Genomic DNA, 13,688 nt, shown 5'->3' on the forward strand with positions numbered 1-13,688 from the left:
TCAGATCTCGACGAGGCAGTACCCGATCGACTCCGGCTGGAAGAAAGTCCAGCGGGCTTCGCCCGTGGCGCAGGTGACCGACGATGTGGCCCGTGTGCTGACGCGCGCGAGTACCGTCCGCAACGCGGGCGCACTCGTGCACGGAACCTCGCGATAGTCCGACAGCGACCCGCCCTCCTTCGGGATCAGGTAGCAGAGCCCCTGGTAGAAATTCGGTGTGAGGCACAGCTTCCGGGTGCTGTTCGGGAAGGTCAGCGTCGAATTTTGTTCGCTGGCACAGGAAGTGGATGCGGGGATGATCGACGCGGTGTAGAAGTTCATGCCCGACGAGTCGCAGTCGACCTTCGACGCCAGCACCGTCGTCGACGATCCCGCCTGCATGGCGATGCTGACGCATTCGCCGAGTTGCACGTCGTCGGGTCCGGTGACCGACAGTGGCGTGGTGTCGGTGGTGCGGGCCGCGGGACTCTGGCCCGGGGTGGTCCCGGCGGACTCCGTCGGGCCGACTGCGTTCGTCGTCGATGTCCCCGACGCCTCGGGTGGGCTCGACACCTTGGTCGCCACGTAGACGATGCCACCGACGATGGCGAGGACCAGCACGAGTGCGAGCGCACCGAGCGCGATCAGTACCCCCGCCCCCTTCTTCCCGGGCGGCGGCGTCGGGTATCCGGGTTGCGACGGATACCCCTGGTAGCCGCCGGGATACGAACCCGGTGGTGGTTGTCCGGGCGCATACCCCGGCGACCCAGCGCCGGATGACGCCCCGGCATGTGACGGTTGACCCCCGTAGGGCGGCTGCACGGCCCGAGGCGGTTGCTGCGGCCGATGGCTCCCCGGCTGCTGATACGGAGCACCGATTCCGGGTCCGGGCGTCGAACCCGGGGCTCGCGGCGTCGGCTCCTTGGACAGTTTCGGCGGGTCCGGTGTGGTGAGTGCTCGTTCGAGTTCGACGCCGAACTCACGGCACGAGCGATAGCGGCGTTCGGGTTCCTTGGCCAGTGCGCGGCTGAACACCGCGTCGACCGCGGGCGAGATCCCGGGACGCAGGCTCGACAGTCGTGGCGGCATCGACTGCAGGTGGTGGGCGATGATCGACGCCGTGCCGGAGCCCTGGAACGGTGGCCGGCCGGTGAGGAGTTCGAAGACGGTGGCGGCGAGCGCGTACTGGTCGGCGCGGCCGTCGACGGTGTTGCCGAGCAGTTGCTCCGGCGCCGCGTAGGCCACGGTGCCGAGAAAGACGTTGGTCGACGTCAGATGGCTGACGTCCTGTTCCGACTTGGCAATCCCGAAGTCCGCGAGCAACACTCGCGGTTCTGGACTGTCGAGGCCCTGGAGCAGGATGTTGGCGGGTTTGACGTCACGGTGCAGCAGGCCGGTGGCGTGGGCACGGTCGAGGGCCGCGCCGACGGACCGGACGATGGCGATGACGGTCTGCGGATCGAGTCCCTGCGGAGTCTTCCGCAACAGTTTGAGGGCGTCGATGCCGTCGATGAACTCCATCGCGATCCACAGATGCCCGTCGTACTCACCGGAGTTGAAGATGGTGACGATCGACGGATGTACGACGCTCGAGGCGTGTTCGGCCTCCTTGACGAACCGCTGCCGGTACATCGGGTCACGGCTGAGTTCGGCAGGCAGGACCTTCAGCGCCTCGTTGCGTGGCAGGTGCGGGTGTCGGGCCAGATAGATCTCGCCCATTCCGCCCCGACCGATGAGTCGGATGATCGTGTATCCGGCGAAGTGCTCACCGGGAGTCCGCGGCATCGCCCCTCCTCATCCTTCTCGGCAGGTTGTCCAAGTCTGTCACCTCCAGATCGTGTGCGGCGAGCACAACGTGTCCCGGCGTCGCTCAACCGGACCACCCCGGAACGATCCGGCGGTGGCCCGGTCGAGGAGCGATGAGGGTCAGGCGCCGGACAGCGACGCCAGGCAGTAGACGCGTGGTACCGGCTTCTCGTAGGTGGCCTTGACCTGTCCTTCGGCGCATTCGAGCGAGCCGTCGCCGGTGGTCTCGACGCGATAGATCACGGAGTCGGGGCCGGCGTCGGCGGTGCAGTCGACCTCCTTGAAGTCGACCAGCGAACCACCCGCGGACTGCGGGATCGAGTAGCACTCACTCTGAGCGAAGTTCGGCATCAGACACAGACGGTCGGAGGTCTCGGGGAAGGTCAGGTAGTTCTCGAACTCGCCGCACTCGCCGGACACGATCTGCGACGCGATGAAGGTCATCGCGTCGGCGTCGCACTCCGACTTCGTCGCCTCGACCGTTGCATCGTCGCCGCCGGCAGTCCTGACCTGCACACATTGACCGATCGCCACATCCGACGGCTTGGAGACGTTGTTCGTCACACGCTCGACCGACGAACACCCGCCCAGCACCACCAGCGCGGCGCACGCCACGAAGGCGATGATGACCGCGGGTCGCACGCGACCAGACGTTCGAACCTTCGCCGGCGCTGTCATGCGAGGATCGTACGCTGCAATGACGTTGCAAAGTCCGGGAATCAGGCAGGTCAAACGCGGTCCGGACGCTGCACGCCCCGGCGATGTGCCACCCTGGACACATGTCATTCGAGAGCAGGACCGCGACCCGTCTGCGGCCGTTCATGACCACGATCTTCGCCGAGATGTCGGCGCTGGCCGTCGAGCACGACGCCATCAACCTGGGGCAGGGTTTCCCCGACACCGACGGTCCGGAAGCGATGCTCGAAGCCGCCCGGCGCGCCATCACCGACGGCCACAACCAGTACCCGCCCGGGATCGGGGTCCTGGAACTGCGGCATGCCGTCGCGCGCCACCAGCGCGAGCACTACGACCTCGACTACGACCCCGACCGCGAGGTTCTGATCACGGTCGGCGCGACGGAAGCGGTCGCGGGTGCCATCGTCGGGATCATCGAGCCGGGCGACGAGGTCATCATGATCGAGCCGTACTACGACGCCTACGCCGCGACCGTCGCGATGGCCGGTGGTGTCCGACGCGTCGTGCCGCTCGTCCCCGACGGCGACGGTTTCCGCCTCGACCGCGAACGTCTCGCGGACGCCTTCGGCCCGAAAAGTGCCGTGTTCATGCTGAACACGCCGCACAACCCGACGGGCACCGTGCTCTCCGAGGACGACCTCGCCGAAATCGCCCGCCTGTGCATCGAATTCGACGTCATCGCGGTGACCGACGAGGTGTACGAACACCTGCTCTTCGACGGACGCACCCACACACCGCTGGCGACCCTGCCCGAGATGCGCGAGCGTACGCTCCGGATCTCCAGCGCCGGCAAGACTTTCAACTGCACGGGCTGGAAGGTCGGCTGGATCAGTGGACCACCCGAACTGATCGCCGCGGCCAAGACGGCCAAGCAGTACATGTCCTACGTCGGTTCCGGACCGTTCCAACCGGCCGTCGCGCACGCACTCGACAACGAGATCGGCTGGGTCCGTGCATCAGCCGCCGCGCTGCAGGAGAAGCGGGATATGATCACCGACGCGCTACTCGACGCCGGTTTCGACGTACATCGCAGTGAGGCAACCTATTTCGTCTGCGCCGACCCCCGCCCTCTCGGCATCGACGACGGCATCGAGTTCTGCCGGTCGTTGCCGGAACGGATCGGCGTCGCCGCGGTCCCGGTCAGCGTCTTCGCCGACGACCGCGAACCCTGGCACCACCTCGTACGCTTCGCCTTCGCCAAACGCGACGACGTCATCGCCGAAGCCGCGGAACGGTTGCGAAACCTCTGAGCTCCGCTCCCATGCCGGTTGAGCCGACACTGAGCGAAGCGAGGCGTCGCGTCGAAACCCGCCCGCCACCACACCCCACCGACCCGCTCAACCAGCATGGCGCGAGGTTTCGACGCGGTGGCTCGCTCCGCTCGCTACCGGCTCAACCAGCAATCCCGACCGCCTCCGATCCACTCAGCGCAGCGCGGGCACCACCTGCTGCTCGAAGAGTTCGAGATCCTCACGGTCGTGGGCGATGTTCGGGAAGTAGAAGATCCCGTAGGACATCCCGGCTTCCTCGAGCCCACGCAGGTTCTCCACGACCTTCTCCGGCGTCCCGACCGCGGGCATCCCGCGGAACGCCCCCATGCTGCCCGACGCCGCGTCGGGTCCGACGATCTTCGCGAGCCGCGTCTCGAGGTCGGCGAGCTTGCGCTCCACGTCGGCGTCGGTCGCACCGAGCATGACGTTGTAGTTCGACGACTGGACGATCGAATCGAAGTCGCGTCCGAGGTCGGCGCAGTGCTGTCGGAGCACCGACGATTTGTGGGCGAACCCTTCGGGGGTGCCGTCGAAGTTGGTGTAGTCGGCATACTGCGCCGCGATCCGGAGCGTCTTCTTCTCTCCACCGCCGGCGATCCACAGCGGCAGCTTCCCGGCAGTCGGCTGCGGCCGGCAGATGGCGTCGTTGACGGTGTAGTGCTTGCCATCCAGGGTCGCGCGGCCGGTCTCCCACGCCTGCTTCATGATCTGCACGCCCTCGTCGAGCCGGGCGAGACGCTCTCCTGCCGAGGGAAACCCGTATCCGTAGGCGCGCCACTCATGTTCGTACCAACCGCCGCCGATGCCCATCTGCACGCGACCTCCGGAGATGAGGTCGGCGGTGGCGGCGACCTTCGCCAGGTACATGGGGTTGCGGTAGCTCATCGCGGTGCACATCTGTCCGATGTCGACGCGACTGGTGGTCGCGGCCAGCGCCGACACCAGCGTCCAGGCCTCGTGCGTGGCCTCGTCGGTCGGGAGCGGGACGGTGTGGAAGTGGTCGTAGACCCACACCGAGTCCCAGCCGCCGGCCTCGGCGCGGTTCGCCACCGACGACATCACCTCCCACTGGCTCGCCGGGTCGATACCCACGAGATCAAGCCGCCAGCCCTGGGGAATGAAGAGTCCGAATCGCATGATGTCCAACCTACGCACTGACCGCGGCGCCGACACACCCCCGCGTCTGCCCGTCACTACGATAGTCTGATACTGAATATTCCATCCATAGATGAGTTCGTCGACTCGCCGCCATCCGCCACGACATCGCCGCTGGTCGACCATCGGCAATTGGGGAGAACGACACATGACAGCAGGCGACCGGCCTGAATACGACACCAACATCCTGCACCAGGAGCGGTCCCGGCTGCGGCGGGAGATGCTGATCGACCGGCCGTGGACCGAGGTGATCCTGGTCCGCCATGCCCAGCAGTCCTTCGATCCCGATGATCTGGAAGCCGGCGGTGCGGCCGGACCCGGGCTCTCGGCGGTCGGGTCCACGCAGGCGTGGCTGACCGCCGAACTCCTCGCGGACGAGCCGCTGACGGCCGTCTACTCGAGTCGGTTGGCCCGCGCGGTGTCGACCGCGGACGCCGTCGCCGCCGTGGCCGCAGCACCTCTGACGACGCAGATCCGGAACGACCTGCGGGAGATCGAGATGCACGGCGAGCAAGCCGAAGACGGGGCGTCCGTGCGCGACCGGCTCCGCGGTGCACTCACCGCGATCGGCGAGGAGCATTCCGGGCAGACCGTCGCGGCGGTGAGCCACGGCGGTGCGATCAGCGCGTTCCTCGCCTCCCTGCTCGGCGTCGAGCGGGATGTCTTCTTCTTCGCCGCTCACGCGTCGGTCACCCGGGTCCGCCATCACGACGGGGCATGGGCCGTGCAGTCCGTCAACGAGACCGGCCACCTTCGCAACCACGACCTCATCAGTCACTGAGCCGCGCTCCGGCCTCCCGCTACTCGCTGCGCGGCCGGATGTGCTCCTGCGCAAACCGCCGGAGACCGTCGATCGCCTCACCGGACCGGCTCCACGGCGCGACGATGACACGGTCGATCCCGCTCGCGGACCAACCCTCGGCGTCGACCTCGCCCTGATGCGCGGCGACGGTGGTCTGCAGCGGCCGCGACCGGCCGGAATCCCGCTCTGCGGCACGCAGTCTGGCGAGCGGGACGGCCACGGACGCCGGAGTGTGGTGCATGCCGATCCACCCGTCACCCCGGGCCACGGCCCGCCGCAACGCCGGGGCCGACTCGCCGCCGATGTGCAGCGGCGGTCGCGGCTGCTGGACCGGCTTGGGCTCGAAGCCGACGCTCGGGAACGCGTGGTGCGCACCCTGGTAGGCGAAACTCTTCTGGGTCCAGAGGCCGTCCAGCACATCCAGGGTTTCGTCCAGCAGTTCGCCTCGCCGCGCGAAGTCGACTCCGACGAGGTCCCATTCGGCCTCCGACCAGCCGGCGCCGACGCCCAGTTCGACGCGACCTCCGGACACCACGTCCAGCGTCGCCACCGCGCGTGCCGCCACGAACGGATGACGCAGCGCGGGCTGGTACACGTAGGTGCCCAACCTCAGCGTGGTGGTGACCGCCGCCAGTGCAGCGAGGTGAACCATGACGTCGAAGATCGGCGAATGCGAGGAGATCGGGAGCTCGCCGTCGGGGTACTTCTCGCGATCCACCTCCTCGGGCAGCATGAGATGGTCCGACATCCAGATCGATTCGTACCCGGCGCGCTCGGCTTCGATCGCGACATCTCGCCACAGCGCGGGGTGGACCCGGAGCAACGACACCCCGTACCGCGGACCGTCCGACCGTTCCGTCTCAGCCATGGACTTCACCGCGGACACCTCCGTCCGGGCCGACCTCGCCCTCGCGGGTGACCCGTCGGTACGAGAAGCGCCAGCCGCTGTCGGTGAGTGTGTACTCGTCGGTGTACCGGCCCCATTCCGCCAGCCCGAAGTGTCTGATCAGCGCCACATAGGCGGTACCGCGTGCGGTGCGCGGCCCGGTCATGTCGATGACATGGGTTGTCAGGTGGTGGAATACGCGGGCACTGACACCGGTGTCGCGGATCTCCGCCAGCCAGGCCGACTTCACGCCCTCGAAGAATCCCTGGATGTCGGAGTGCCCGGTGTACCTGCGTGGTGCGGCGTCGAGGTCGACGAACTCGAGGGTGCCGTCGGCGGTGAACAGTCGGGCTTCCTGTTCGGTGCGGCCGGTGTCGCCGTAGAGGTTGTAGCGGGCGGCGAGATCCCGGATCTCCTCGCGGGCGGCCGCTTCGTCCGGTTGCATCATCTCTTCTCCGATCAGCCGATCCCGCGATGCGGCAGCGAGCCGCGCGCCATGACCGTGCAATACCCGGTGGTGGTGACACCGTCGACGACGATCTTCGCGAACTGTTCGCGGTGGCCGCTCGGGGTCGGATCACCGTCGAGCAGAACGGCTTCGGGTGGGACCAGCTCGTAGACGTCGTGTTCGACGAGGTCGCCGCGCGGCACCCCGAGGCCGCGGCCGTCCCGGTAGCCTCCGTCATACCCGGTGCCGGCATAGGCCCACGGCTCCAGCAACGGAGTGGCCACGATCTCGTGGCGGGCACCGGCATCGGTCTCCACCTCGAGCCGCACCGACCGATAGGTTCTCGTCCCCGACACGAACTCCGTTGTCACATCGGCGATCACGACGGTCGAATGCCGACCGTCGACGCCGATGACCTCGCCGTCGAGGTAGGTCACCGTGCCGCGCTGGTTCTCTCGCCTGGACACACAGACACAGAAGTCGGCGGTCGCCGCGTACAGCACCGTGTGCATCATCGGCGCCGAGCTACGGGCCGCCGGATCGGCCACCGAACGGTCGATTCCGCCGACGCCCGGACGCACGCCCCAGGAATGATCGCGCACCGCCCACCAGTCGTCGACGCCGATGCGGGCACCGTCGATCGACAGCCATCCGTCCCAGCGGCCGATCTGGTTGTAGCGGGTGATCTCCTGGGTGACCCGACCGGTACTCGCGTCGAGGTAATGCTCTTCGGTGTACGGGTCGAATGCGGAGGTGAACACCAGGTCGGCGGCCAGTGGTGTGCTGTCACCGGACCACGTGACCCGCACCGTGCGATACGGCTCGAGGATCTCCACCGCGAGGTCACCGACGGCGGACTGCGCGGTCGCGGTGGTCAGGGGTCGCGACCATCGCGAGTTGTACTGACGACCGCCGCGCTGGACCGCTCCGTACCCGTCGCAGACCCCGATGTTCTTGTACAGGGCCATGCCGGAGATGAACCCGGCGTCCCCGGCGGGATCGACGCCGGCGAACCAATACCGGTCGTAGAACCGCGGGTCGGAGGTGCCGGCGAACCCGAACGGCCACGGCACCTGATGCATCAGGGTCTCGTCGAGCGGGTGCAGGGCGCGCGTGTTCATCGGTCCACCTCGAATGCCTTGTCCAGCGCGCCGAGCAGATAGCGGGGCGCGTAGTCCAATCCCAGGAGCGCGTCGAGCAGGGTGCGCGGCTCGTTGACCAGGCGGCCGAGTCCACGATAGGAACCCACGAACCGCCAGGCGTCATGCCAGACCGCGTAGTAGTCCAGTTGCTGCACGGCGGGTCGACGTCCACCGGCGCTGCAGTAGGTCTCGAGGAAATCCGCCCAGGGGATGATCTTCTCGACGGCGGGCCGGACATAGGCGAGATCCTGGGCCGGGTCGCCGATTCGTGCTCGCTCCCAATCCAGCATCGCGGTGAGTTCCGCACCGTCGAGGAGAATGTTGTGGAATCCGGGGTCCCCGTGTAGCAGGACCGGATCTCCCACCTCCGCAGGGATGTTCGCGTGTAGCCACTCGAAGAGCACCGCGGGCAGCGGTCCGGCGTCGAGTCCGACGGCGCGCTCGACCCCGAGCACCAGACGATGTTGCTCGTCGATGGCGTCCCGGATCTCATCTCTGGTCGCCATCGGCGGTATCGGCGTCGTCACCGTCTCGGCCGGGTCGAGCGCATGCAGCCGGCCCAGCTCACGGGCCAGCGCGAACGCCGCCGACGGCGTGGTGCCGGGGTCGGGGCCGAAGACGTCGCCCGTATTGGACCCACGAGCCCGCCGGGTCGCGAAGAACGGTCCGCCCAGGGCGTTGTCGCGGGGCTCCAGCCACAGCGGTTCGGGTACGGCGACGCCGCGGGCATGGACGTGACTCACCACCGCGTACTCGTCGATCAGGGTGTGCGCGTCCCGGCCGGGGGCCACCTGCCGTAGCACGATCTCATCCGGGTCCGCGGCACCGCGGTCGACGGTGAGCAGCGTGGTCTGCTTGGACAATCCACCGGAGAGTTGCTTCACCGACCGGACGCGCACGTCACCGCCGAGTCGTTCGACGAGGTAGGCGCGGACCTCGTCCGGGTGGAGTGCCGACGCCGTCTCCTCGCCGAGCGAGTTGCCGCCCGCCTCCTCGGCTGCGGGTCCGGAGGTCTCGGGTACCGCCGGATACTCTGCGGAGACAAGCGCATTCAGAAGATCCGTGACCGCTTCCGATCGCGCGGCCGTCACGATCGCCGACGCTCGCTCGACCGCACCCGAATACGGATCGTCGATGTCCGCGGAACCGAACGGCGACAGCGCGTGTGCCACCCGATCGCGGAACACTGCTCGTCGTTCACCGCGCAGGTCCTCGCTCAGCGCCCGGTGGAACAACGGCTGCGCGGTGGCGAGAATCCGCTCCGTGACATCGGCGCCGGCGCGTGCGGTTCCGGCGGCGGACATCTCGGCATGCATGGCCGTGCGCACGGCCCGTGTGGTCACGAGGGCGGTCGTGCTCACCTCGGTCGGGGCACCTGGGACACCGGCAGACATTCGACGATCCTCCTCAGCACGAACGGAAGTCGGGGGTGCGCTTCTCGAAGAAGGCCTTGGCGCCCTCCCGCGACTCCTTGGAGCGGAACGAGAGTGCCTGTGCCACCGCCTCGGACTCGATCGCGTCGGCGAACGACCGCTCGAAGGACTTGTTCAGCTGTTGTTTGATGACCGACAGTGCCCGCCGCGGGCCGTCGGCGAGCCGACCGGCCCAGTCGTCCACCAGCGCATCGAGTTCCGCGTCGGGAACGCACCGGTTGACCAGACCCATCTCCCCCGCCTCGGGTCCGCTGACGCGCGAGGCGAGGAACATGATCTCCTTGGCGCGGCCCAGACCCACCAGCCGCGGCACGAGCCAGGACCCACCGCCGTCGATGGACAGCCCGCGCTCGGCGAAGATCTCGCCGAAGGTCGCGGTGTCACCGGCCACCACCAGGTCCGCGCACAGTGCCAGATTGGCGCCGTAGCCGACGGCGCCGCCGCGCACCTTCGCGATCACCGGCAGCGGAAGGTCGTGGAGGAGCGAGCACAGGTGCCCGACGCGTCGCATGAAGGTCATCTCGTCGGGCAGGATCCGTTCGGACAGATCCATTCCCGAGCAGAACGACGTCCCGGCCCCGGTGAGAACGACCACGCGACAACGGTCGTCGCCCCAGATCGCCTCCAGCGCATCGATCGCCTGATCGACCATCGCCTTGTTGAGGCCGTTCTTTCGTTTCGGCCGGTTCAGCGTCACGGTGGCGACACCGGCATCACTCACCTCGACGAGGACCTCGGGCTCCGCAGCGTCCGGCGACTTCTCCGGCGACTCGTTCATGATCTCGGTCATCGTGCCGCATCCTCCAGCAGCAGGGTGGCGAATCGGGCCCGGTGCGCGCCCGGAGCGCCGAGGTACACCTCCAGCACCTTGGACCGACGCAGGTACAGGTGGGCGTCGTGTTCCCAGGTGAAGCCGATTCCGCCCAGGATGTGCAGGGACTGGTCCGCGATGACGACCGCCGCGTCACCGCAGGCCGCCTTGGCGGTACTCGCCGCGACCGACAGTGCGCGGGCGGTCTGGCCGTCCGGATTCCCGAGATGAGCGTCGGCGGCCGCGACCGCCACGTCCAGGGCCGACCTGCCGAGTTCCAGTTTCATCAGCAGCTCGACGAGCTGATGTTTGATGGCCTGGAACTGGCCGATCGGGCGATCGAACTGGATGCGCTCCTTGGCCCACGCGACCGCCGCGTCGTGACAATGCTGGGCGATCCCGATCTGTTCCGCGGCGATAAGAATCAACGAGATGTTCAGTGCCGTCGCGAAATCCGTTGCCGGACCGATGACCGTCGCGGGAGAACCGGAGAAGGCGAAGGCCCCCAGACCGCGAGTCAGATCCAGACCGGTCATCGCCGAGAGGGTCACCCCGTCGGCGCCGGTGTCCACCGCGGCGACGACCTCGGTGTCGCCGACCCGGACCGGCACGAGGAGGACGTCTGCGTCGGTTCCGTCGAGCACGAAGTCCACCGTGCCGTCGACCGTCAGCGCCCCACCGGTCTCGGTGCTCCCGGCTCCGCGGAGAGTGGCGGCGACCCGGGTGGATGCCGCATCCGGCCAGCCCACCGCCACGGTCACCTCGTTGGCGGCCACCCGCGCGCGGAGTGCGTCCGCCTCCGGGGTGGCGACGACGCGCAGGAGCGAACCGGCCATCCCGAGGGTCGAGAGCGCCGGGACGACCGCCAGGTTGCCCGCGAGTTGCTCACAGACCAGCGCCATCTCGGCGATCCCGGCGGAATCCTCCTCGGGTTCGCCGGCGGCGATCAGGGCACCGAGCCCCATCTGGTCGACCAGGAGCTTCCACAACCGTTCATCGCGGCGCGGCTTCCCGTGGTCGTCGAGGTGGTCCCGGGGACCCGATGCCGAGGCATCGCGGACGGCTTCGGCCAGCGCCGAGCGCTCCTGCACGTCGAGTGCCATGTTGTGTTCCTTACGCTTTCCGTGCCCGGCGGGCCACCGGTGACACGCCACCTGCGGACGGAAGGGCGACCGTCGCGGTACCCGGCATCACGTTCGCGCCCCGCTGATTGGTCGCAAAGGTGGTCAGGTGCACGACGTGTTCGCCGTCGTCGGTGATCTCCTTGCCGGTGACCTCTCCGCCGAGGGTGATGACGTCGGACAGGTAGACGAATCCGCGATACTCCGAGCTGCAGTCGACCACCCAGCCGTTGTCGCCGATCCAGTTGGTGAGCAACTGGGTCTGCCAGCACTGCCGCTGGAAGCCGACGTCGTACTGGAAGGCCACGCCCATCGCGTTGGCGGCCGCCTTGTTGTAGTGCACGGCGTAGATCGGTTCGCTCGAACCCATCACCGGGTCGCGGAACGACCACGCCGGGTGGGCCTGGTAGTCGGCGAGTGCAGCGGCGTGTGCCTTCAGGCGCGGGATCGGGGTGCCGCCGCCGGCGATGAACGCCACCTCGTCGGTCAGTCCGATCGGTCCCTTGGTGAGGGTCTGCATCTTCTCGCCGACGGTCACGTCCTCCCAGTAGCGGGGATCGGTGCCGCGGGGCTTCTCCTCGAGAACACGCTTCTCGATGGCGACGATCTCGTCCTCCTGCCACGGGTGCGGCAGCACCAGTTCGGGCTTGGAGGAGTCCTTCGCCGACTCCTTCGACCGCGACTTGGCCGAGCCGCGCTCGAAATTGACGACCTGCCAGTTGATCTCGGCGACCAGCTCGTCGTGCTGATTGCGGTAGCTGTTCACGAAGTGGTCGGTGACCATCTTGCCGGCGAACTTGGACGGACGCGGTCCGGTGAATCCGTCGTAGCGGCAGGTCGCGGTGATCGTGTCACCCCAGTACACCGGCTTGTAGAAGTGGGCCTGCGTCGCGTTGTGGAAGGCGCCGAGTCCCGGCCAGCCGAACTGGATTCCGGAGAAGCAGCCGATCACGAACGACGGCGGGGCAACGGGCGCACCGTAATCCGAGCTCTTGGCCTGGTCGGCGTCGGTCCACAGCGTGTTGACGTCGCCGATGCCACCGGTGAACTTGGTCACCGCGATGCGGGTGGCCTCTTCGTTGTTGACCGAGTGGTCGATGCGCAGGTTGACGCCGGCGCGGGCCCTCATCGACTCGACCATCTCGTCGGTGATGACGGCCTCGGGCATCTTGGCCTCGGTGGTCTTGTCCACCGGTTCGGCCTTCTCGGTGGTGGTCACTTGGCGCCCTTTCCCGGGTTTGCGGTCCAGCTGTTGCCACCGCTGGGGACGCCGGCCTCGGCGACGGCCGCTTCCAGGGCGTCGAGCGTCCAGCGACCCTCGGACATCAGCTTCCAGTTGGGGTCCTTGGTCCACGGCGCGATGCGCTGCACGCGCGAGCCGCCGACGAGGAAGACCTCACCGGTCAGCGGGCACGTCGGTGCCAGCAGGTAGCCGACGAACGGCGAGACGTTCGCCGGGTCGAACCGGTCGAACTCGCCTTCCTTGCCGGCGAGTGCGTCACCGAAAGCGCTCTCGGTCAGGCGGGTACGCGCCTGCGGCAGGATCGCGTTGACCCGGACGCCGTAGCGCTTGAGTTCCTTCGAGGCGACCTGGGTGAGGGTGGCGACGGCCGACTTGGCCGCGGAGTAGTTGGTCTGTCCCGGGTTGCCGAACACGCCCGACTCGCTGCTCGTGTTGACCACCGAACCGGCGGTCTCCTTCCCGGCCTTGCTCTGCTCGCGCCAGTAGCGGGCGACCTCACGGGTCATCACGAAGGTGCCGCGCAGGTTGACCCGCAGCACCAGATCCCAGTCGTCGTCGTCGATGTTGACCAGTACGCGGTCACGCAGGATGCCCGCGTTGTTCACCAGGCCGTCGACGCCGCCGAAGGTGTCGATCGCGGTGGCGACGATGCGCGCGGCGCCCGCCGAGTCGGCGACGTCGTCACCGTTGGCGACGGCCTGCCCACCGGCGGCCTTGATCTCCTCGACCACTTCCTGCGCCGGGCCCACGGCCGCGCCGCTGCCGTCCTGGGCGCCACCGAGATCGTTGACGACCACATTGGCGCCCTCCGCGGCGAACAACAGGGCGTGCTCGCGACCGATGCCGCGCGCGGCGCCGGTCACGATGATCGTCTTGCCGTCGAGATGTCCCATGG

13 protein-coding genes are annotated in these 13,688 nt (G+C 68.1%); 2 read left to right on the plus strand and 11 right to left on the minus strand.

The features are described 5' to 3' along the window. Entirely contained in the window at positions 1-1,764 is a 1,764-nt protein-coding gene (locus tag NWF34_RS16675) for a serine/threonine-protein kinase (protein WP_258325541.1), read from the minus strand. Positions 1,765-1,905: 141 nt separating this feature from the next. Then, entirely contained in the window at positions 1,906-2,463 is a 558-nt protein-coding gene (locus NWF34_RS16680) for a pyridine nucleotide-disulfide oxidoreductase (RefSeq protein WP_258325542.1), read from the minus strand. Positions 2,464-2,564: 101 nt separating this feature from the next. On the opposite strand from NWF34_RS16680, the gene NWF34_RS16685 reads away from it, so the two are divergent. Further along, positions 2,565-3,731: a pyridoxal phosphate-dependent aminotransferase gene (locus tag NWF34_RS16685; RefSeq protein WP_258325543.1), complete on the plus strand. Its 1,167-nt coding sequence runs from the start codon at positions 2,565-2,567 to the stop codon at positions 3,729-3,731. A gap of 174 nt (positions 3,732-3,905) precedes the next feature. Here NWF34_RS16685 and NWF34_RS16690 read toward each other — a convergent pair whose 3' ends face one another. Then, entirely contained in the window at positions 3,906-4,889 is a 984-nt protein-coding gene (locus NWF34_RS16690; protein WP_258325544.1) for an LLM class F420-dependent oxidoreductase, read from the minus strand. 166 nt (positions 4,890-5,055) lie between these two features. Here NWF34_RS16690 and NWF34_RS16695 point away from each other — a divergent pair, with 166 nt between their 5' ends. After that, positions 5,056-5,688: a histidine phosphatase family protein gene (locus NWF34_RS16695; protein ID WP_258325545.1), complete on the plus strand. Its 633-nt coding sequence runs from the start codon at positions 5,056-5,058 to the stop codon at positions 5,686-5,688. 19 nt (positions 5,689-5,707) lie between these two features. Here NWF34_RS16695 and NWF34_RS16700 read toward each other — a convergent pair whose 3' ends face one another. Genes NWF34_RS16700 through NWF34_RS16735 form a run of 8 tightly spaced genes read right to left on the minus strand, consistent with a single transcriptional unit; the run spans position 5,708 to position 13,686 of the window. Then, on the minus strand, positions 5,708-6,577 hold the full coding sequence (locus tag NWF34_RS16700; protein WP_258325546.1) for a TIGR03619 family F420-dependent LLM class oxidoreductase: 870 nt from the start codon (positions 6,575-6,577) through the stop codon (positions 5,708-5,710). Beyond that, on the minus strand, positions 6,570-7,043 hold the full coding sequence (locus NWF34_RS16705; RefSeq protein WP_258325547.1) for a nuclear transport factor 2 family protein: 474 nt from the start codon (positions 7,041-7,043) through the stop codon (positions 6,570-6,572). The genes NWF34_RS16700 and NWF34_RS16705 overlap by 8 nt, the downstream gene beginning before the upstream one ends. Before the next feature lie 11 nt (positions 7,044-7,054). Continuing rightward, on the minus strand, positions 7,055-8,164 hold the full coding sequence (locus NWF34_RS16710) for a hypothetical protein (RefSeq protein WP_258325548.1): 1,110 nt from the start codon (positions 8,162-8,164) through the stop codon (positions 7,055-7,057). Further along, complete coding sequence (locus NWF34_RS16715; RefSeq protein WP_258325549.1) at positions 8,161-9,546, minus strand: phosphotransferase family protein; 1,386 nt, start codon at positions 9,544-9,546, stop codon at positions 8,161-8,163. The genes NWF34_RS16710 and NWF34_RS16715 overlap by 4 nt, the downstream gene beginning before the upstream one ends. A gap of 46 nt (positions 9,547-9,592) precedes the next feature. Beyond that, positions 9,593-10,408, minus strand: a complete 816-nt coding sequence (locus tag NWF34_RS16720) for an enoyl-CoA hydratase (RefSeq protein ID WP_258325550.1) — start codon at positions 10,406-10,408, stop codon at positions 9,593-9,595. Then, a complete protein-coding gene (locus tag NWF34_RS16725) occupies positions 10,405-11,532 on the minus strand; it encodes an acyl-CoA dehydrogenase family protein (RefSeq protein ID WP_258325551.1) in 1,128 nt (375 codons plus the stop codon). Before NWF34_RS16725 ends, NWF34_RS16720 begins: the two co-directional genes overlap by 4 nt. A 10-nt stretch (positions 11,533-11,542) precedes the next feature. Beyond that, the gene (locus NWF34_RS16730; RefSeq protein WP_258325552.1) at positions 11,543-12,769 is read right to left on the minus strand and encodes a MaoC family dehydratase N-terminal domain-containing protein; all 1,227 of its coding nucleotides are present in this window, start codon (positions 12,767-12,769) and stop codon (positions 11,543-11,545) included. Then, positions 12,766-13,686, minus strand: coding sequence for an SDR family oxidoreductase (locus NWF34_RS16735; protein WP_258325553.1), 921 nt, complete (start codon positions 13,684-13,686; stop codon positions 12,766-12,768). Before NWF34_RS16735 ends, NWF34_RS16730 begins: the two co-directional genes overlap by 4 nt. Positions 13,687-13,688 lie beyond the last annotated feature (2 nt).

Origin of the sequence: Gordonia sp. GONU (assembly GCF_024733855.1) — a bacterium.
GTDB lineage: Bacteria > Actinomycetota > Actinomycetes > Mycobacteriales > Mycobacteriaceae > Gordonia > Gordonia amicalis.